At 34.5% G+C, this 21,522-nt stretch carries 20 protein-coding genes; 14 read left to right on the plus strand and 6 right to left on the minus strand.

The annotated features are described in order from the left end of the window. Positions 1-34: 34 nt before the first annotated feature. The 5 genes from M947_RS23845 to M947_RS17235 all read right to left on the minus strand — a co-directional run bounded on the left by M947_RS23845 (position 35) and on the right by M947_RS17235 (position 5,136). Positions 35-250, minus strand: coding sequence for a YniB family protein (locus M947_RS23845; RefSeq protein WP_021287326.1), 216 nt, complete (start codon positions 248-250; stop codon positions 35-37). Positions 251-289: 39 nt separating this feature from the next. Continuing rightward, positions 290-934 (minus strand): hypothetical protein, encoded by a 645-nt coding sequence (locus tag M947_RS17220; RefSeq protein WP_021287327.1) that lies wholly within the window; start codon positions 932-934, stop codon positions 290-292. An 82-nt stretch (positions 935-1,016) separates the two neighbouring features. After that, positions 1,017-2,030: an SIR2 family protein gene (locus M947_RS17225; RefSeq protein ID WP_021287328.1), complete on the minus strand. Its 1,014-nt coding sequence runs from the start codon at positions 2,028-2,030 to the stop codon at positions 1,017-1,019. 82 nt (positions 2,031-2,112) lie between these two features. Beyond that, on the minus strand, positions 2,113-4,215 hold the full coding sequence (locus tag M947_RS17230; protein ID WP_021287329.1) for an ATP-binding protein: 2,103 nt from the start codon (positions 4,213-4,215) through the stop codon (positions 2,113-2,115). Between the two features lie 153 nt (positions 4,216-4,368). Further along, positions 4,369-5,136 carry an SDR family NAD(P)-dependent oxidoreductase gene (locus tag M947_RS17235; protein WP_021287330.1) on the minus strand — a complete coding sequence of 256 codons (768 nt, stop codon included), beginning with the start codon at positions 5,134-5,136 and terminating at the stop codon, positions 4,369-4,371. Positions 5,137-5,428: 292 nt separating this feature from the next. On the opposite strand from M947_RS17235, the gene M947_RS17240 reads away from it, so the two are divergent. From M947_RS17240 to M947_RS17245, 3 genes are read left to right on the plus strand one after another with little or no spacing between them, the layout of a single operon-like run. After that, a complete protein-coding gene (locus tag M947_RS17240; RefSeq protein ID WP_021287331.1) occupies positions 5,429-6,124 on the plus strand; it encodes a phage integrase N-terminal SAM-like domain-containing protein in 696 nt (231 codons plus the stop codon). A 21-nt stretch (positions 6,125-6,145) separates the two neighbouring features. Further along, entirely contained in the window at positions 6,146-6,436 is a 291-nt protein-coding gene (locus tag M947_RS23805; protein WP_021287332.1) for a tyrosine-type recombinase/integrase, read from the plus strand. Positions 6,437-6,444: 8 nt separating this feature from the next. Then, positions 6,445-7,956, plus strand: a complete 1,512-nt coding sequence (locus M947_RS17245; RefSeq protein WP_031347945.1) for a YifB family Mg chelatase-like AAA ATPase — start codon at positions 6,445-6,447, stop codon at positions 7,954-7,956. A gap of 95 nt (positions 7,957-8,051) precedes the next feature. On the opposite strand, the gene metH is transcribed toward M947_RS17245, so the two are convergent. Beyond that, on the minus strand, positions 8,052-11,543 hold the full coding sequence (gene metH / locus M947_RS17250) for a methionine synthase (RefSeq protein WP_021287334.1): 3,492 nt from the start codon (positions 11,541-11,543) through the stop codon (positions 8,052-8,054). A gap of 208 nt (positions 11,544-11,751) precedes the next feature. On the opposite strand from metH, the gene ccoG reads away from it, so the two are divergent. The 11 genes from ccoG (at position 11,752) to M947_RS17305 (ending at position 21,414) form a co-directional block, all read left to right on the plus strand. Beyond that, a complete protein-coding gene (ccoG, locus tag M947_RS17255; protein ID WP_021287335.1) occupies positions 11,752-13,188 on the plus strand; it encodes a cytochrome c oxidase accessory protein CcoG in 1,437 nt (478 codons plus the stop codon). Between the two features lie 114 nt (positions 13,189-13,302). Then, positions 13,303-14,349, plus strand: a complete 1,047-nt coding sequence (locus tag M947_RS17260) for a YeiH family protein (protein WP_021287336.1) — start codon at positions 13,303-13,305, stop codon at positions 14,347-14,349. Positions 14,350-14,471: 122 nt separating this feature from the next. Beyond that, a complete protein-coding gene (locus M947_RS17265; protein WP_021287337.1) occupies positions 14,472-14,939 on the plus strand; it encodes a hypothetical protein in 468 nt (155 codons plus the stop codon). Beyond that, the gene (locus tag M947_RS17270) at positions 14,932-15,978 is read left to right on the plus strand and encodes a tetratricopeptide repeat protein (RefSeq protein ID WP_021287338.1); all 1,047 of its coding nucleotides are present in this window, start codon (positions 14,932-14,934) and stop codon (positions 15,976-15,978) included. Before M947_RS17265 ends, M947_RS17270 begins: the two co-directional genes overlap by 8 nt. Further along, positions 15,953-16,381 (plus strand): ribonuclease HI, encoded by a 429-nt coding sequence (gene rnhA, locus M947_RS17275; protein ID WP_021287339.1) that lies wholly within the window; start codon positions 15,953-15,955, stop codon positions 16,379-16,381. The genes M947_RS17270 and rnhA overlap by 26 nt, the downstream gene beginning before the upstream one ends. A gap of 17 nt (positions 16,382-16,398) precedes the next feature. After that, on the plus strand, positions 16,399-17,088 hold the full coding sequence (gene rnc, locus M947_RS17280; RefSeq protein ID WP_021287340.1) for a ribonuclease III: 690 nt from the start codon (positions 16,399-16,401) through the stop codon (positions 17,086-17,088). Beyond that, on the plus strand, positions 17,081-18,151 hold the full coding sequence (gene aroC, locus M947_RS17285) for a chorismate synthase (RefSeq protein WP_021287341.1): 1,071 nt from the start codon (positions 17,081-17,083) through the stop codon (positions 18,149-18,151). The genes rnc and aroC overlap by 8 nt, the downstream gene beginning before the upstream one ends. 125 nt (positions 18,152-18,276) lie before the next feature. Continuing rightward, positions 18,277-18,636, plus strand: a complete 360-nt coding sequence (locus M947_RS17290) for a c-type cytochrome (protein WP_021287342.1) — start codon at positions 18,277-18,279, stop codon at positions 18,634-18,636. Positions 18,637-18,808: 172 nt separating this feature from the next. After that, positions 18,809-19,177, plus strand: coding sequence for a hypothetical protein (locus M947_RS17295; RefSeq protein ID WP_021287343.1), 369 nt, complete (start codon positions 18,809-18,811; stop codon positions 19,175-19,177). A gap of 165 nt (positions 19,178-19,342) precedes the next feature. Then, positions 19,343-20,833: an NAD(P)/FAD-dependent oxidoreductase gene (locus M947_RS17300; RefSeq protein WP_031347948.1), complete on the plus strand. Its 1,491-nt coding sequence runs from the start codon at positions 19,343-19,345 to the stop codon at positions 20,831-20,833. Between the two features lie 83 nt (positions 20,834-20,916). Next, positions 20,917-21,414, plus strand: coding sequence for a hypothetical protein (locus M947_RS17305; RefSeq protein ID WP_021287345.1), 498 nt, complete (start codon positions 20,917-20,919; stop codon positions 21,412-21,414). The last annotated feature ends 108 nt before the right edge of the window (positions 21,415-21,522 follow it).

A 21,522-nucleotide genomic window follows, 5' to 3' on the forward strand; every position in this document is an offset into this window, starting at 1 on the left:
ACTAAATGTAGCTGACACGAAATTTTAAACGGTCTCAAAAAATATTTAAAAATTTAGTATTTTCATATATTAAGTATACTAGTTTCTGAAATATTTTTGATAATGCTCCAGCGATAGCTGTTCCATCATCAAAATTGAAATACAACATTTTCAGTATTGAAATTATAGATGAAATTATTCCTATGAAAAAGATAATGAATCCAATAAATCTTTTAAATCTTGATTTTTTTAAAGCTTGTTGATAATTCAAATTTTTCCTTAATATTTTTTTTACTATGTTTTATTAGCATTATATACTATTTAACTCATTTTTTAATGCTTGTATTAATTTACCTTTAATATTTACTATTTTTGAATTTGAGTGAGTATCAAATTTTTGAATTTCAGCATTAGCATTATGCTTATTAAGAAGGTCAGGTATCGACTCTGCTATTTCAATAAATTTATTATTTACTCTACTTAATTCATTATGAAGTTCTTCCAATATAGATAGAGTCTCTTCATTTGTTGTGAGTTTCAATTGGTTTAATTGTGAAAAAAGTTCAGAGGTTTGTTTTTTTATTTTTGTATCAATATCTCTTGCTGTATTATTAAATTCAATTGTGTATTTTTTCTTTTTTTCTTCGGTATTACTTTCATAAAACTTCATCATAATAGTTCCTAGTTCATCAAAAAACAAATTAATTCCTAGCGCATTGTAAGTATCAAGTTTATCCATAAATTCATAATATAATTTTTGTTTTGTTTCATACTTATATTTTCTCTTTTGTAAATCTAAGCTATATTCTTGTTTTATCTTTTCTATTTCATTTGTAAGTGATTGATTGTCTTCTAGTAAAGCTCTATTTTTCCCTTTTTCTTTAAAATAAGATATTAAATAACCTGTGAACAGCCCTATAAATACTAACAATATATGTATAAATTCATATTTCAACTTTATTTCCTTTACTGTTTGCTAACGTTTAAAATGAGCCGATAAATTCTCCGCAGGGTAATTTATTGGCTCCACTGACTTGTTATGTGTTTTTGCTATTTTCAACATCTTGCAATTCCTGATACCAATTCCAAAGTTCATCAAAATTGGAGTCTTTTGGCAGAGGATTGTTTTCAATAAATTTCGCCATCCAATATTGATTATAATATGCCTCACCTGTTCTTCTTGGATGATTTGCAATAAATGAATCATAAAAATTTTTATGGAACTCTCTGTGATGTGTATGAATAAAGGGACTCCAAACTTGTTCCAAGTCATCTTCTTCTCGAATATCAATAATCTCCGTTTGTTCCATATTCCTATCCTCAACATCACCCCATGCTTTTTTCATTAGTTCTATTGCACTTTTATCTGACTGAGGAGCACCATAACCAAAAATACTTATCATAAACGCTTTTTCTAAATACCCTTGAAGCGTCTCCCATTGAGCTTTAATAAAGCCATCTTTGTGATAATTTTTTTCAGAAATTGGATACAGTAATCTTGTTGGTTGTAAGTCTTTCTCACAATACTTACACTTATGACCATTAACACCTGCAAAACTATCTTCTTCACAAAATCCAACTGCAACATTTCCATGCAAAAATAATAGTTTTGGCAATTTAAAACCTTCCTTACCATTTCTATAATATGCTTGAATTAGAAATGGATCCCAGTTAAAAGTTGCAATAACATCCTTTTCTCTTAATGAAAGCAGTAAGTGATCATAGATCGTTGGTTGTTCGGTTATTGATAAATTGTGAAAATATCTATAAACCTCTTCTTCAAGTTCTAACTGTATATCTTGCAAATCTTCGTTTTTGCAAATTAAGTCATATATTTCTTCAAAATTGTTTGTTTCAAAGTTTAAATTTGTTTTATCGATCAAGTTCTCTAATTTCAAGGTTGATATTAAGTTATTCATTAAAGGTAACTTATTGCCATTAATGTCTCCGTTAGGAAAAGCAGCATATGAAGCACCGGCACCCAAAATAACAACATGAGGCGCAAAAATTTCAACTTGATTAATTTCTTCTTGTTTTGATACTACTCCCATATGAAAACCCTTTACTTTATCACATAACGGTTGAATATAGCCAATAAATTCCGCTAGGTAATTTATTGGCTACTATGTTTTGTTATGAGTTTTGCTCAATATCAATATTACACTCTTTAATTATATAGTGTGGTATTGTCTGATACTGAAAAGGGTTTAGTTGGTATATATAATCATTTTCTATATGAAAAGTTTCATTTACAAACTTCCTTATCACTCTATTATCGTTGTTCTCATTAAATAGAATTCTATAAATTTGAAGTTTTTCATAATTGTTAGTAGAGTTATTATAAACTCTTTTCATTTCATCATTATTATTTACATTTTGAAAACAAGATAAATAGCAAAATTCTTCTTCAATTTTAGCTGTAATTTCTTCCGTTGCCTTTTCTATTTCTTCTTCCGTCATATTCCTATCGTCTGAACTTGATTTATAGATGGGTGTTTCTCTTTTATGAAATAAATTTGAAAGTAATTGATACCCTAAACCTTTATTATTTGTAATTTCATATAATCTTCTAAGATAAATTAATTTATTTATTTGTTCACTAAGGTTTGATATATTTTCTTCTGCTATATCTATAAAAGTCCTTATATCACTTTTTGTAATTAATTTTTCAATTAAAATACCTTCAATGTTTTCTAAATAATTAGCACTTGGATTTACTGCATTAAATATATCAGGATGATGAAAAATTATGTCTACAATTGGTTCAAAATCATGTGTTAGCATAAGAATTGTTTTATCTCTAAAACTTTTTTCACCTCTAAATAACATTTCCATAATTGCAAATTTTTTATTTTTGTCAAACGAGGAGATTGGGTCATCAAGTATTATTAAGTCTGAATTATTTTTTAAGACTTCATACATAAATAAAATTAATGCAAAAGCATTTTTTTCACCAAAACTTAAATGGTTTTTAGCATTGTCTATATCACTTTCTACAAAATCATTATGTATCAATTGCATTTTATAAGAGCTATTGTTGGCATCTTCTTTTATGTCTATAAAATAGTTATATCCAGCATATTTTAAAAAAGTATTTATATCTTCTTTATGTTTTTCAATAGTTTCTTTAACTCTTCTTTTTTGTATATTTACCTTGCCTTGTAATTGTCCAGACTTTTCTAATATTTCATCTAAAGAGTTATTTATTTTTAAAATCTTTTCTTTTGTAACATCAGTATTAAGATGTGCCATATAGCTAAGGTCAATTTTAAATGTTTTAATAATTTCATCTACTTTTTCAAAATCTTTTAAAGATTGAAACCCTAGTTTTTTTACATTTTGCAGTTTATCAATTAAGGTATTGATTTGCTCTCTAATTTCAAGTATAAAAGCTTCTTGTTCTTTTTGTAACCCATCAACACTCTTTGATATTTCAATAATTTTATCATAAGTATCTACTGTAAAATATTCTTTTAATTTAGAAATGGTAGTTATGATTTTATTTAAATGTTCAATAAGTTTAGAATCATATTTTGTGGCAACTGCTTCAATAGTTTCTTTTTTTTCTTCAATATCCGATGAAGTACAATATGGGCAACAATCAGAAATATTTAAATAGTCTTTTCCCGTCATTTGCCATTTTAACCATTTTGTATTACTGTCATGTTGTATAAAATCTTTATAAACAGTTAACTCATTAGGAATATTTTCTACAGGATTTCCCTTTCCTACAGCTTTAAAAAAACTACTTGATTTTGCTAATCCTTTGGCTTTACCAAAACTTTCTAATAATTCATTTAAGTCATTTAACATTATTTCAATATCTTGATTATCTTCAAATGTTTTAGATATATCTTTGATTAATTCATTTATTTCAAGCATTCCTGTTTGATAAGCTTCATCGTTTATTAAGATATCAAAACTATTTTTTAATACTTCATTTGGCTGAAATACATATTGATTTATATAGTCCTCATTAAATATAGCTACATTATTAATCGAATCTAATCCACTTACTTCTGGATTATTTTCATCTGGGTTATCTCTATATTTAAATGGCTTGAGTTTTAATAATTCATTTGATGAGTTATTTTTATCAATTACATAATACTCGATTGCTTTAGATATTGTTGATTTTCCAGTACCATTAATTCCATATTTGATATTCAATGAATTATCAGCAATATTAATTTCTCCAGTTTCAATACTATTACATTTTTTTAATACTACATTCATTGTATTCCTTTAGTGTCTAATTTTACTATACTCATAACGCAAAGCTAAGACGCGCGCCTAGCCGGGGTTGAGTAAGTTCGGGTTGTATTGAGATGGCCGAAGCCGATTAAACTAGCGTGCTCGCGCGTCGTGCTTGAGCGAATTGTTAGGCATTCAGTTTGTTGTCAATCCACCATCAACGGCCAAAATTGCTCCTGTAATCCAACGTGCTTGATCAGATGCAAGAAATACCGTTGCACCCGAAATATCATCGGGTTCGCCGATCCGGCCAAGTGGATAGATAGTTCCAATCATTTCATCGAATTTTGTTTTTCCCTCATCAGTAAGTCTGTTGATATTCGCTTGAACTAACGGGGTATTTACTGTTCCGGGAGCAATTGCATTTACCCGTACGCCCCGTTGGCCTGCCTCATAGGCGAGGGACTTTGTGAAAGCATCCATTGCCCCTTTGCTTAATGAATATGCCGTTGACGGTCTTCCTGGCAACATGCGGTGTGAGAAATAGGACGAAATGTTTATCACTGAACCTTTTCTGGCCGCAAGCGCATCGAACAGTTGTTGAGTTAGAATGTAAGGTGCTTTTACATTTAGGTTCAGATGTAAATCCAACTCTTCTTCGTTGGTTTCCGTGAATGGGTTAAATCGTGCAATACCAGCATTGTTTACTAACACATCAACTTCCGGCCATATATTGAGAATATCTTGAGTAGTTTTCTTAATAGTCGAGATATTTGATAGGTCTGCCGATAACACATGAACCTCGACATCAAATTGTGAAAGAGTTGCGGCTGATTTTTTGAGATTCTCTTCATCTCTGGCTATAAGAAAAACACTGGCATTATTTTCTGCAAATGCCTTGGCAATTCCAAAACCAATGCCATCGGTGCCGCCTGTTATGATTGTTCGTTTGTTTGATAACATTTATATCTCTCTTTTATTTTTCTCTGCCTAACTATTTAATCAAACACATTATATGCGAAATAACTTTAAATCATATAAATAACTTGCATATTTTTTGTGTGTTAAAAAGGTTGATTTTGTTATTTTTATGTCAATTTGTCATATTTTTGATAAATAATAGAAAAATTCTATAGAATTCTTAAAGTTTGAGTATTCGTTCAATACTGTATATCCAAATTAAATCACATTTTGTAAGTTAATTTGAAAATATCTTACATAACTTACAAAATATTACTTAAACGAAGGATTGAAAATGGAAGTTAAAAAAAAGCTATTGAATTTGGTTCGAGATAAGATCAGGTTTAAACACTATAGTTATTCAACTGAGCGAACTTATGTTCATTGGATAAAGCATTATATATTTTTTCATAATAAAAAGCATCCAATAGAGATGAGTAAAGTTGAGATAGAAGCATATTTAACAAAGTTGGCTACACAAGACAGAGTATCACCAACAACTCAAAATCAAGCTTTTAGTGCCTTGCTATTTTTATATAAAGAAGTTTTAGGAATTGATATGAGTGAGTGGAATATTCAAGCTCTTCGTGCACAAGAGAGAAAACATATACCAGTCGTTTTAACAAAAGATGAAGTTAGAAGTGTTTTACAAAATATACCTATGGAGTACAGTCTGCTTGTACATTTGATGTATGGCTGTGGGCTTAGAATGAATGAGGTTTTAAGTTTACGGATAAAAGATATAGATTTTGGCTTTAACAAAATCTATATATGGGATTCTAAATCGTTAAAAGATAGAACTCTTCCACTGCCTTTAAAATTAAAGCAGCAACTACTTAGTCAAGTTGAGTTGGTTACAAATCTTCATAAACAAGATCTGGGTAACGGTTACGGGAGTGTTTATATACCCTATGCATTAGAGAAAAAGTATCCAAAATCTAAGCTTGAAACAAAACTAGCAAATGCGGTTTGCGAAGCAAAAGTTTCCTGAAAGTGGCAATTTTTATTTCCCATGAAAAATATTTCAACTGACCCTAGAACTAAAGAGAAAAGACGCCACCATGTTCATCCGCAAACTTTAGGGCGAAACATAAAAGTAGCATCTCAAAAGGCAAACCTAAACAAGCGTGTAACTACACATATTTTTAGACACTCGTATGCAACGCATCTGCTCCAAGCGGGCATTGATTTGCGAAGCATTCAAGAACTTTTAGGTCATAAAAGCGTTGAGACGACTATGATATATACTCATGTTGTGAGCGAGATGAACAAGGCTAAAGTTATAAGCCCACTAGATTTTTAAGGAAAAGTATTATGAAAATGGTCTCTTGTGCTACTTATGAGGGTATAGATGCAAAGCTTGTACATGTTGAGTCAACACTTACAAAAGGGCTTCCATCGTTTAGCATTGTAGGAATTGCCTCTGCTTCCATCAACGAAGCAAAAGATAGAGTTAAGTCTGCCCTCTTAAGCAATGAGTTTAGTTTTCCTCCCAAACGCATAACAATAAACTTAGCTCCGAGTGATCTTAAAAAAGAGGGGAGTCAGTTTGATCTTAGCATTGCTCTTATGATAGCTCTTGATAGCGAAGAGAGCGATTTTAGTGAGTGGTTTGTCTTTGGAGAGCTCGGACTTGATGGAGCTGTAAAGGAAAATATTCAGCTATATCCTCTTATGCTCTCATTAGCAAACCAGAGGGTTGTGAAAAAGGCGATAGTCCCACATGAGAGCTTAGAGAAACTCTCTAAGATTCCAGAGATTGAGTTTTATGGAGTAAAGTCGCTCCAAGATGCGATAACACTTCTTAAAAATCAAGAGAGTGCAACTCCGAGCATAGAGCAGTCACAAATCGAGTACCCTTTTTATGAGTTAAAAGGAAAGAAGTATTACTACTCTCATGAGTATGCGGAAGAATTTGTGGATGTAAAGGGGCAAGATATTGCCAAAAGAGCAGCTTTGATCGCTGCTACTGGATTTCACAACATCCTCTTTGAAGGCTCTCCAGGGTGTGGTAAAAGTATGATAGCAAAGAGACTTAGATATATACTTCCACCCATGACGAGTGATGAGATACTTGATGTTGCGAAGCTTCAAGCATTAGAGATGCAGGAGATTGAGTTTAAACCACATAGAAATATGCGAAGCCCTCATCATACTTCTACACTTGCAAGCGTTTTTGGTGGAGGTTCACACAAAGCAAAGATAGGTGAAGTTGGGTTAGCTCACAATGGCATCTTGTTTTTTGATGAACTTCCGCACTTTTCAAAGGGTGTTTTAGAGGCTCTAAGAGAGCCCATGCAAGACAATCGTATCAGAATTTCAAGAGTAAACTCTAAGGTAGAGTATCCAAGCGATTTTTTATTTATAGGTGCTATGAATCCTTGTCCTTGCGGAAATCTTTTAGATGCAAACTTAGAGTGTAGATGCAATGAGTTAGAGATACAAAGATATAAAAATAGACTCTCCGAGCCATTTTTAGACAGGATAGATCTTTGTGTTGTGATGCAAAATGTGAAGTCTGATGATAAGAGTAGTTTTACCTCAAAAGAGCTTCATAGAAAAGTGGTTGAAGCTCATATATTTAGAAGTAAAAGAAATCAAGGCGCCTTTAATGCGAAACTAAAAGATAATGAGATAGGGATTTATTGCATCTTAGATGCTGAGGCAGAGGAGACTTTAGAGATGGCAATTGATAGATTTAAACTCTCTTTTAGAAGTATAAACAAAGTCTTAAAGGTAGCTAGAACCATAGCAGATTTAGATAAAAGCAAAGATATAGCAAAAAACCATATCTTTGAAGCACTTAGCTATAGACGAAGATAAAATACGCTACTACACATTTTTTTCACACTATCGGGATGTAAAATGCAACCTTAAGAAGAAAAGGATGAACTTGAGACACTCACCTTTTTCTTTTATCATACATTGTAATACGAGGCATTTGGATGATATACTACTAAGGCACTAGTCGATTGTTCTGGGTGGATTTGAAAAGTCTCACTCAGTTCTATTCCAAACTCTTCAGGCTTTAACAGATCAAAAAGGGGACGGTTGAGTTCCAAGTCAGGACAAGCTGCATAACCAAAAGAGTACCTACTTCCTTGATATCTATTCATCCGAACATCACTCAAGCTACTTCCTTCGCCATCAGAGATATTTAGATCAAGCCTTATCTGCTTATGTGCTATTTCAGCTAAAGCCTCAGCTAACTCAACTCCAAGACCGTGAAACTGGTAGTAAAGAGTATATTCGCCTCTATCATAAATTTCTCTCTCAACCTCACTAAGTTTTTCTCCGGCACTCACACAAGTAAGAGCTATTACATCGTGTCTGTCACTGTGGAAAAAGTCACTTAGTGCACGATGAGGCTCTTTGCTTTGTCTTGGAAATGTAAAGTGCTTTATCGCCCTTGGCATAACATGCTCTAAAGGCTCATTGTTTACTTCATCAAGAGAGTTATAACCCTCACTCTCATCAAAGATAAGAATAGTATTGTCATCACTTCTACAAGGCCAGTAGCCATAAAGGATAGTTGGTTCAAACAGTTTTTCATCTAGAAACTGTGCTTTTAGCTTCTCGTATGCTGGCCAGACAACTTCATCGAGCTGTTTTTGGTACTCCTCTTTTTTCATTCCCTTAGAACTATAACCCCAACGAGCCTTAAAGAGAAGTTTGTGGTTTATCCACTCAAAAGCCATCTCTATCTGTGCTGGAGTGAGCTTCAACTCTCTTCTTCCCCAAAAGGGAGGAGTTGGCACAACTACATCGCGAGATGGCATCTTAAGTTCATCAAATGGTGGAATGATTACTTCTTTTTTCTCTTTTACTATTTTTTCTTCTTTGTCTTTGCCATGGAGGTCTGTGTCAAAGTTTCCAGCTTCTATACGGCTCATAGCGGTCACTCCATCAAAGGCATCTTTGCAGTAAAAGATTGGGCCATCGTAGATGGGGCGGCAAAAGTCATCTATAAAGGAGCGCGTTAGAGCTGCACCGCCAAGAAGTATGGGGATTTTAATATTAAGAGATTTTAAAATTTCAAGATTTTCTTTCATAACTTGAGTTGATTTTACGAGTAGTCCGCTCATCCCTAAAGCGCTAATGTGCCCATCCTTCATAGTTTGCATAAAATCATCTAAATCCACCTTGATGCCAAGATTTACTACTTTGTAGCCATTGTTTGAGAGGATTATATCTACAAGATTTTTACCAACATCATGTACATCTCCTTTTACAGTTCCAAGAGCTAGAGTAGTGTCGGCCTCTTTTTCAACCTTTGGAAGATGCGGCTCAAGATAGTCAACTGTCTTTTTCATAGTCTCAGCACTTTGGAGGACAAAAGGGAGTTGCATCTGACCAGAGCCAAAAAGATCACCTACGACTTTCATAGCATCTATAAGTATCTCATTTACGATTACCTCAGGTGCAATAGTATGTCGAACTTCTTCAACAAGGGGAATCATCCGCTCTTTATCTCCATCCATCAGAAGTTTTGCTATTTTTTCCTTATCGCTCAAGCGCAAATATTCTTCATCTACAGCATCATTATCAACAACTTCTTTAGTGCTAAAGTGCTCTATAAAGTTAAAAAGAGCCTCTCCATTTGGTTTGCGGTTGAAAATCAAATCATCACATATTTCTTGATCTTCTTGGCTAATTTTGTTGATGGGGATAATATGTTTTACATTTATGATAACAGAAGTAAGACCTGCTTCGATGCAGTGATGTAAAAACATAGAGTTTAAGTAAGGTCTTGCATCTTTATCTAGTCCAAAAGAGATGTTTGAGAGCCCTAAAGTAGCACTAACTTCTGGGTGCTTTTTGCGTAGCTCTCTGATAGCTTCTATGGTGTTTATCCCAGCACCCCAGTACTCTTCATCTCCACTTGCTAAGGTAAAAGTTAGAACATCAAAAATCAAATCCTCTTTTTTTATGCCATGGCGATTAGTCGCTAGGTCTATGATTCTATCAGCAATGGCAAGCTTTTTCTCAACTGTTTTAGCCATACCAACTTCATCAATAGTTAGACAGACTAAACTAGTTCCAAACTTTTTCGCTAAGCTACACACTGCATCAAACTTTGGCTCACCATCTTCGAGATTTACAGAGTTTAAGATTGGCTTTCCGCCTATGCTTTTAAGAGCAGTCTCAAGGCCGGTAGTTTGTGTGGAGTCTGGCATAAGTGGAATTGAGATTTTTTGGTTGTACATACCCATAACTGCGTTCATATCTTTTGTCTCATCACGACCTGCGAAGCCTACATTTACATCTATAACATGAGCACCAGCACGAACTTGCTGTTGAGCGACACTTAGAGTTCCCTCGTAATCCTCTGCTAAGAGAAGTTCTTTAAAGGCTTTTGAACCAGTTGCATTTGAGCGCTCTCCCATCAGAAGTGGAGCTGGCTCTTGTATGAGAGTTGTGGTGTTAAATAGAGATGCGATAGAGTTTGGATGAGAACCGCTTGGTGCTTTTGGCTTTTTCACACTTACTCTATCTACAAGTCTTTTGATATGTTCAGGTGTAGTTCCGCAACATCCACCTAAAAAGCTAACACCATCAAAGTCTAAAAATGCTTCTTGCTTGTTTGCAAACTCATCAGGACCCATAGGATAGTAAGTAACACCTCCACGATTTTGTGGAAGTCCAGCATTTGCATGAATGCTTATAGGTTTATGCCAAACTTCACTTAGAGTTCTTACATGTTTGAGTACTTGCTCTGGTCCAGTTCCACAGTTAAACCCTAAAGAGAGAATGTCAAAAGGCTCTAAAATAGTCGCAATAGTGCTCGCATCTGTACCGATGAGCATAGTTCCACTAAGCTCAATAGTCACAGATATCATGATGGGAATCTCTATACTTCTTTGTTTGCAAGCCTCCTCGCATGCATGAAGTGCAGCTTTTATCTGAAGTGGATCTTGTGCAGTCTCAAGCAGAAAAACATCAACTCCTCCATCAATGAGAGCGAGTGCCACCTCTGTGTAGCCCTCATACATCTCATCATAAGTTATGTGACCAAGTGATGGAAGTTTTGTACCAGGACCTATAGTTCCCAAACAAAAGCGAGGATAGGAGGGTGTTGAGAACTTTTCACATAGAGTTTTTGCAAGTTTTGCTCCTGCATATGTAAGCTCATAAGCGCGATTAGCAATGTTATAATCATCCAAAACCCAGGCAAAGGAACCAAAAGTGTTTGTTGTGATAAAGTCAGCACCGGCACTTAGATAACCATCGTAGATCTTGTTTAAAATCTCAGGGCAAGTTACATTTAAAAGCTCATTACAGCCCTCATTTTCTTCCCATGCCTCTTTAGGAATCTCTACGTCATAAAGCTGAAGCTGAGTTCCCATCGCCCCATCTATGATAAGCGGGCGTTTTTTTATAGTCTCTAAAATATACTTTTTTGTATTCATAAAAAATCTTTTTGAAAGGAAATTAAAGATATATTTTAACCAATATAAGCATAAAGAAGACTTTTGATAAGTATATTCGAAAATATTATAGTAATTATAAGAATTATTAAATAAAAACTCAACTTGTATTTGCTATAATGCTCTTACAATATGAAATATGTTAACAGTAAAATTACTTTTACTGCAAGTGAATTAAAGGAAGTCTCTTATGAGCAAAAAAAACATCGGTATAACTATACCGACACCGTGGAGAATTAAACGCTACTATCTATATGCAGTGGTAACTATAGTTGCGTTAGTGTTACCTTGGATTACAGTAGATGGAAATCACTTCTTTCTACTAAGTTTTGACAAATTAAAACTACACCTTGCATTTGTTGAGTTTGATATGCAAGAATTATATTTAATGCCATTTTTACTGATGCTACTCTTTTTAGGAGTATTTGGTATGACAGTTATGGGTGGTCGTGTCTTTTGTGGATGGGTTTGTCCGCAGACTATTTTTAGAGTAATTTATAGAGATTTGATAGAAACAAAGCTATTAAGGCTTAGAAAACGAATCAAAAACAAACAGTTAGATCCAGATATGAGTAAGTTTGAAAATAAAGTAAAAAAAGCAGTGGCTATTTTGATATGGTCGGCTCTTGCAATTATTGCAGGATCAAACTTTATGTGGTACTTCGTTCCTCCTGAGGATTTTTTTGCCTACCTTGGGGACTTTAACAATCACTGGGTGCTCTTTGGTTCGGTTATAGGAATTGCAGTTTTTCTTATATATGATATAGTGTTTTTACAAGAGGATTACTGTATATATGTCTGTCCATACTCAAGAATTCAGTCAGTCTTGTATGATGAACACACGGTTATGGCTATTTACAATATGCACAGAGGAGGACACATATATGATGAACAACACAACAAAGTATATACAAAGCAAAAAGATCTTCAAGCAGTTGAGCCTCATGCTGAGTGTACAGCTTGTGAGAGTTGTGTAACAGTTTGTCCAACGCATATTGATATCCGTAAGGGTCTTCAGCTAGAGTGTATAAACTGTTTAGAGTGTGTTGATGCTTGTACAACTGTTATGGGCAAACTAGGAAAACCTTCACTCGTTACTTGGTCAAGCGACTATGAGATAGTAGATCAAAAAGGTAAAACAAAGTACTTTAGAACAAAAGTCTTAGCTTATATGGGGCTTTTAGTTGGTATCATGATAATACTAGGGATGATGGGAAGTACAAAAGAGCATATGCTCTTAAACATAAACAAAGAGACTCGTCTTTACTCTGTAAAACATCTAGATGATGGTAAGTTTAGAGTTGAGAATGCTTATGAATTTTTACTTCAAAATACTGAAAATGAAGAGATGAAGTTTTTCTTTGAAGTTATTCCTCCAGAGGGAATGGAAGGTAAAATAACTATAGCAAAACCTAAAGGCGAATTTACAGCAGTTCCGGGTATGAAAAAGAAAGAGATAGTAGTTCTTAGAACTGAGGAGATGCTAGTTGATGATAGTAGAAAAGATACAGTTATCCCTATCACTATCCGTGCTTACGCTGTTGGACATGAAGATAGAGTTGTTGTCTTTAGAAAGTCAACTTTTGTTTTTCCTCGTGCAGACATTATAGCTGATGGTAAGCAATAATTACGAATTAATACATTGAGAGCAGAAGGGATTGAGCAAGATTTAAGATAAAAATGTAATAGAGTGATAACTTTTAGATATAATTTGTTTTAAAAAAATATCATAAGGAAGTAGATGTCATTTTCAAAGCAAAATCGTAAAGGCACCCTAAGCGGAGTAATTTTTGTAGCAATTTTTGCAGCAGCAGCTACGCTAGTAGCAGACTTAAAATTTGTAAGCTCTTTGGGGATTTCACCCTTAGTTATTGGTATAGTTATGGGCATATTTTATGCAAATACACTCCATAATCAAACCCCAAATGAGTGGCGGAGAGGCATCACCTTTAGCGCTAAAAAGGTTTTAAGATTTGCCATTGTGTTTTACGGTTTTCGCATCACTTTTCAGCAGATTGCTGAGGTTGGCATTGATGGCTTTATGGTCTCACTTATTATGCTTACAACTACTTTTATACTAGGAATTTACTTAGGTGTAAAAGTTTTTAAGATGGATAGAGATACTTCGATGCTAACAGCAGCTGGTGCATCTGTTTGTGGAGCAGCTGCGGTTTTAGCGACCGAACCAGTTTTAAAAGCACAAGAGCATAAGACGGCAGTTGCAGTTTCTATGGTTGTACTGTTTGGAACTATAGCTATGTTTTTGTATCCGCTTTTATATAGTGCTGGCATCTTTGATATGACATCAAGAGAGTTTGGTATCTATGTTGGTGGAACTATCCATGAAGTAGCACAAGTTGTAGCAGTTCCAGCGTCCATTCCCGGAGCAGATGCTGAGATGGCAAACGATGCAATTATAGTTAAAATGACAAGAGTTATTATGATAGCTCCAATGCTTATCATTCTTGGCATCTATCTATCTTATACTGCAAAAAGAGAGGGTGGAGAAACAGGTGGTATTAAACTTGTTATCCCTTGGTTTGCTGTCTATTTTGTAGCTATGGCGGGCTTTAACTCTTTAGAAATAGTTCCCCAAAATATTGTAGATGTTATAAATGACATAGATACATTTTTGCTAACGATGGCTATGACTGCACTTGGAATGGGTACACGATTTTCAATGTTTAAAGGCTTAGGATTAGCACCGCTCTATACAGCTTTTGGAATGTTTGTGTGGCTTGTTGTAGGTGGTTACTTTATCACAAAATGGGTCGTAGCTACCTTTTAATGGAGACGTTTGTTAAGAAACTATATAATTACAAACAGATCTTGTCCCTGCCATAGAGTGGGTGAGTTTGTTTTAATAAGTTATAATAAGCAAAAAAGTACTTCATAAAGGAGCTAAAGAAGATGTCACACTTACCAAATAAGCTTAACTCTTTTTGGCTTTGGAGAGAAGTATCTTCAAAATTAGGTGTCTCAAATCCAGCTTATAAGTACTGGAAAGAGACGCCAAATATAAAATTAAATAATAAGTACATCTTTATACAAAAAAACACTCTTCCAAAAAAACATGAGTATGTAGAAGAGGTATTAACAGATCTCTCTGGTTATCTTCCTATAAGATATGCCTCAGATAGACTTCATGTAAATGAGCGAATATTTTCATATGATAAGATGAGGCTATATAAAGAGTTTGAATATAAGTTTGTAGAGGATATAAAGTTTGTAAACATTAAAAAATTTTTTAGAGAGTTTGGCATCAAAGTTAGTAAAGATTCTATAGTTCAACTTGGCCGAATAAAAGACTTAGAATTTACTCCAAATTCAACATTTTACAATCTTAAAAATGATTATGGCATAGTAGTTTATGAATAGCTTTTTTATAGAGTTTCGTGATCCCCTTTTTGGCATCATAGTGTTTTTTGTACTTGTTTTTGTGGTTGCTTTTTTTTCTTACTGGTGGGCAAGGTTTAGAACCAAAGAAGATCATCGCCATCTTGATAAGTTTTTAAGAGGATTTCGCACACTTCCATCAAAGGGCGAGCTAAAAGTTCTTATCTCAAAGGGTGAACTGCCTGAGAAATCATGGCTACTTTTGGCACACTCTTACTTTAAAAATGGCGATTATGAAAAGTGTATAGAGATTTATAGCGAGCTCTTAAGTGTTGGAAGCAAAAAAAACTATAGAGAAACACTCTTTTTACTAGGAAGAACTTACTTTAGAGCTGGTTTTCTTGAACGTGCAAAAGAGATATTTTTAAAGATACTACAAAACAATCCAAGAACTCCCCAGGCTCTTGCATACTTGCTTCTAGCTTATGAGTATATGAGAGAGTATTCTTTGGCCCTTGAAGTACTTGAGCCATTGGATGAATTGAAAAAGGATATAAAAAAAGATAGCGTTTACCTAAGAATTTTAGCACTTTTAAATGATGCTAAAATAAGCACAGATGATAAGTTAAAAAATCTTGTAGAGATCTACAAAGAAGAGAGGATACTCTCTCGTATGGTTTTTGAGTATCTTTTTAGTAAAGACGCAAACCTTGCTTGGCAAAATCTTGATGTATCTAAGTGCGAGATGATAAGCGATGTGCTTTGGCGATTAGATAAAAAAGATTTGAATTTAGATATAATTACACAAAATGGCTATCTAAGGGAGCTTTATACGGCTAGAGGCGATGTTGATTTAGCTAAAAGTAGCTCAGTGTTTGAGCTTGATGTGTTGATAAACTTAAACAAAAAAACAAATGCCACACTTAGTTTTGAGTATATTTGTGATAATTGCAAGGTGCTAGCTCCCTTTGCATTTAATAGATGTAGCAGTTGTCACGCTATAGATACCTCACGCATCGAGATAAATTTAACTAAAGATTATCATAGGAATTTTAGTGAAGAAAATAACTCTTTTCAGTGATGGAAGTGCTTTGGGCAATCCAGGACCAGGCGGTTATGGTGTCATCCTTAGATATGGTGATAAAGAGAAAGAGATAGTAGGTTCAGAATCTCACACCACTAACAATAGAATGGAACTTTTAGGTGTTATAGAGGGGCTCCGTGCTTTAACAGAAGAGTGCGAAGTAGAGATAATTTCAGACTCTTCTTATGTTGTAAAGGGCATTAATGAGTGGCTTTGTAGCTGGATCAAAAGGGACTTTAAAAAAGTTAAAAATCCAGACCTTTGGAGAGATTATATGGAAGTTTCAAAACCTCATAAGATAAGTGCTATATGGGTTCGAGGTCACGATGGGCATGAAGAAAATGAGAGATGCGACAAACTAGCGCGCGATGAAGCAGAAAAAATAAAAGCTTCACTTTAGTGATTAAGGGAGAGTATATGAGCAGGAATATAGAGGCTCTAGAGGAAACTTTAGGCTACAGATTTAAAGATAAACAGCTCATTATCGAAGCGCTGACACATAAAAGCTACAAACAGCCCTACGATAATGAGCGACTAGAATTTTTAGGCGATGCAGTTTTGGATTTAATAGTCGGTGAGTATCTTTTTCATAAATTTAAAAAATCAGATGAGGGTAAACTCTCTAAGATTAGAGCCTCCCTTGTAAATGAGACAGGCTTTGATAAGCTTGCAAGGTCACTAAATCTTGGAGAGTATATATTTTTATCTAATGCAGAAGAAAATAATGGTGGAAGAGATAAGCCATCACTGCTCTCAAACGCTTTTGAAGCTGTTATTGGAGCTATATATCTTGAAGCTGGTCTGCAAAAAGTCCAGAGTATTGCTATAAAACTAATAGAGAAAAATCATAAAGAGATATCTCTTGACTCACTATTTAGTGATTATAAAACAACACTTCAAGAGCTAACTCAAGCGAGATTTGGCATCACTCCAGAGTACAAAGTTGTAGCGAGTCGCGGACCTGACCATCAAAAAGAGTTTGAGGTTGCGGTTTTTATAGAAGATAAAGAGTACGCTAGAAGTTGTGGCAAGAGTAAAAAAATAGCACAACAAGAAGCAGCTAAACAGGCTGTGGAGATGCTAAATAAAGGAGATGCAAGTGAATAGTTTTGGAAGTAGGCTACGCTATAGCACTTTTGGAGAGTCTCACGGTGTGGCTATTGGATGTCTTCTTGATGGAGTTCCCGCAGGGCTCAAGATAGATGAAGCTTTTATCCAAAGTGAATTGGACCGTAGAAAACCTGGTAAGAGTGAGTTTGAGACAGCCAGAAAAGAGGATGACAAGGTTGAGATCTTAAGTGGTACTTTTGAAGGTTATAGTACGGGAACTCCTATAGCTATGCTTATCTACAACACAAACCAAAAATCAAAAGACTACTCAAATATTAAGGACATCTTTCGCCCAGGACATGCTGACTTTACTTATTTTCATAAGTACGGTATCAGAGACTATAGAGGCGGAGGACGAAGTTCGGCTAGAGAGACAGCGGCTAGAGTTGCAGCTGGGGCTATAGCAAAACTTATGCTCAATGAGCTTAGCATCGAAGTTAAAAGTGGTATTAGTGAAGTAGCTGGCATTAAGGCTGATATTTTTGATTATGAGAGTGCTAAAGAGAGCATTATTTATGCTCTTGATGCAAGCAAAGAGTCAGCCCAAAAGGCTGCTATCCTTAAAGCTAAAAATAGTCATGACTCAGTTGGTGGAGTATCTAGGATTATCATTAAAAATGCCCCTATCGGGCTTGGGCAACCGCTTTATTATAAACTAGATGGAGTTCTAGCAGATGCTATGATGGGGTTAAATGCAGTAAAAGCAGTTGAGATAGGTGATGGAATACTCAGTGCTTCTATAGAGGGTTCACAAAACAACGATGAGATAAGAGCAGATGGCTTTAAGACAAATCATTCAGGCGGAGTACTTGGTGGCATTAGCAATGGGGAAGATATTATTCTTAATGTTTACTTTAAACCAACACCATCTATCTTTAAAGAGCAAGAAACCGTAACTACTACAAATAAAGAGGTGAATTTTTCTCTAAAAGGGAGACACGACCCATGTGTAGCCATCAGAGGAAGCATAGTTTGTGAGGCAATGGCAGCATTAGTTATTGCAGATATGTTACTTTTAAATATGGGTTCAACAATGAGTGGTATTAAAAAATACTATTAATATAAGAGAACAAGCTATAAAGTAACATTATATATTAAAATGGTTGGAGAGGAAGATACTTTTTTGCTAATTTAAGATTTATGTGTTATTATTATCACAAAAATCTTACAATTTAAGGGATCAAAATGAAAAAAATCATTCTTTGCGCGATAGTAGCGAGTGCTACTTTATTGGCTGCAGATAGTGCATCAGTGTACAAATCAGGGGTGTTGTTACCGGCAAACGGTGAAGCGATTTATAAACAAGACTGTATTCAATGTCATGGTGCAGATGGGAAGCAAACAACAGATTCAGGATTTTCTAGAATTGTATATTCGCCAATTAATGGGCTAGATGCTGCTAAACTAGCAAAAGAGCTAAAAGACTACAGATATGGAAGTGTTAATAAGTATGGTTATGGCCAATTAATGAAAAGCACATTAGTAGATCTTTCTTATGAAGAGATAGATGCTCTTGCTGAGTACATTAGCACTAATATGAAATAGTTAAAGTGTGTGCTGAATTTTCAGCATATACTTTTAGATCACACAGACACCCTTCTTCAAACTTTTTCCAAAAACAAAGAAAAGCAATGTTGGCATTTGCTAAAGGTTGTGACATAGAAAGTGAACGCTCTTACGAGCAATATCATAAGTTAAAAGCTAAAGGACACTAGTGATGCTAAGTGATGCTAAAGAAAAGCTCGAAATGGAGCTAGATAAATACCTTAGAGATGTGGGCGAAGCTACTCCGTACTATCCTGGTATGAGTGTTCTCTCATCAGAACTTTATAAAAAACAATTAAAAGAGGCATCAGAGCTAATAAAAAAAGAAAATAAAGCTGATGCAAATAATTTTGAGCTTTATCTTGATACTATAATAGTTAATATGCATACTAAGGTTAAAAAGTATAAAAAATCTATCTATTTTGATAATGAAAAGATAAAAGATATAGAAAATCAAGGATACACTATAGTTTTTTATATAGATGAAAAAAAGGGCAAGTATGTTCTTTTAGGTTTAGTAAAATCTAAAGCTACATCTTAATAACTTGTTTTTATAACGCTGTTACAATTTTTCATGTAGTGAATAAATGTAACAAAGTTATCACATTTTAGTTTATTTTTTTAAAATAGTTTTATTTAAGTCTGAAATTTAAAAATTTACGATAATGTACAGTTAATTATAAGCTAAAAGTATAAAAGGATAGGCATGGATTATAAATATATTAATAATATGTTATCGAAGATGGACAAAGATCTATCTTCAAAGGGGATGACAAGGAGAGACGCCATGAAATTAGCAGGTATCTCAGGTGCAAGTTTTATGTTGGGTGGTACTAGTCTTGAAGCGTTGGAAAAAGAACAAAAACCAATATCTAAATCAGGGGTAGATGCTAAGATTGTAATCGTTGGTGGAGGGCTTGCTGGAATGAGTACGGCTGCTAGACTAACTCTTAATATTAAGAACCCAGATATTACTGTTATTGAGCCTAATAAGCAGTCTGTATCTTATCAACCAGGTCAAACGCTAGTTGCTGCTGGTATTTGGGATGCAGATGAAATCTCTTATAACAGAGATGATTTTGTGCCAGAGGGTACAAAGATAATTGAAGATAAAGTTATAGATTTTGACCCAATGAACAATCAAGTAACTACTGCAAAAGGGCAAGTGATTGATTATGATTATTTAGTTGTAGCTACTGGTTTACAACTTGATTTTGAAAGAATTGAAGGGCTAGAGCATGCTGGTCGCGCCTACTCAACTGGAGATAATTCAAGACTTCATAAAGCTATAGGTGAGGATAGTGGTATATGTTCAATCTATACAGCTGAGGGTGCTACTAAAACTTGGGAGCAGATGCAAAAATACATCGATAAAGCTAAAAATGCAAAAAATGGTAAAAAAGTGCAATTTCTTTTTACGCACCCAAGTACACCTATTAAGTGTGGTGGTGCTCCAAAGAAAATTATGTATCTTACAAATGCGAGACTCAAAGAGGCAGGTGCTAGAGAAAATGCAGAGCTTACCATGTATCCAAATGGTGGAACTATGTTTGGCGTACCTGAATATCATGATGCTATCCACGAACAGTTTAAAAGAGAGGGCTTTAAGTGGCACTACAGACACAATCTTGTAGGTGTTGAGCCAGAAAATAAGATAGCTATTTTTGATTCTCAATGGCAAGAAAAAGGACCTTATGATCCTATTATGAAAGATTTTGAAGTTATTTCCAAGCATGAAAAAATAAGAGTTCCATATGACTTCTTACACATAACTCCAGCTGCTGTAGCTCCAAGAGAAGTGGCAGAATCTGATATAGGTTCAGCTAAAGGATGGGTTCCTGTAAACAAAGAAACTCTTCAACATATCAAATTCAAAAATGTGTTCTCGCTTGGTGATATTGCACAAGTGCCAATGGGAAAAACAGGTGGATCTATAAGAAAACAGTATAAAGTGCTTGTAGATAACTTAATAGCTCAGATGGAGGGTAAAAAATTACCTTCAAAATATGCTGGTTATACAGTTTGTCCGCTTATTACAGATATCGGTACAGTTATGTTAGCTGAGTTTGATTGGACTGTTAGACCAACGCCATCATTCCCACTAGATCCACTAGTAGAGAGATGGATATTTTGGTTAATGAAAGTCTATGCTCTTAAACCAATGACAATGTACGGAATGCTCTCCGGTAAAGCGTAATCTATTAGAGAGAAAAATATTTTTCTCTCTAATCCCTTCTTTCATAAAACAAAAGAAACACCTTTAACACCCAGGATTTTTATATGCAAGTAAAATTTGAGTTCGCCATCTATGATGAGGCTCTAGACAAGTTTGAGTTAGATGAAAATACCTACTCTTATGAGTTAAGTGATGAGCAAGCTAAGACTTATAATCTCTTAAAAAGTAGAGAGTTACATCTCTATAACTTCTTTAAAGAGTCTGAATCTATTTCAGACTGGATAAAAGAAGAGGTATATCCAAACAAGATAGGCAAAAAAATAGCAATTTGTGATATAAATGAGATAAGCTTTAGGAGATACTACTTTTTTAAAGTAACAAGTGCTGATGTTCATTATGATTATTTCAAAAAGCTTTTTGGTATCCATCATGAATCAGACTGGCAAGATAGAGAAGAGGTCGGAGAAGAGATTTTGGAGCGACTACTAGTTAAGCGACAAGAACTTATAATTGAGCTAAAAGAAGATGCTGTAGAAGATGAAAAAGTTGAACCTAATGAAGAGGGCTCACAAGTATCTGCGAAAAATTTTATAAGCCAATAGTTCCCTCCTTAGCATTAAACTAATCATATATTTTTTGCCTTATAAATAAGTACAAATTTATCACAAATTTTCCTACATAAGACGAGCAGTATGAATGAGGCTTAAATG

Origin of the sequence: Sulfurimonas hongkongensis (assembly GCF_000445475.1) — a bacterium.
In the GTDB taxonomy this organism is placed as follows: domain Bacteria; phylum Campylobacterota; class Campylobacteria; order Campylobacterales; family Sulfurimonadaceae; genus Sulfurimonas; species Sulfurimonas hongkongensis.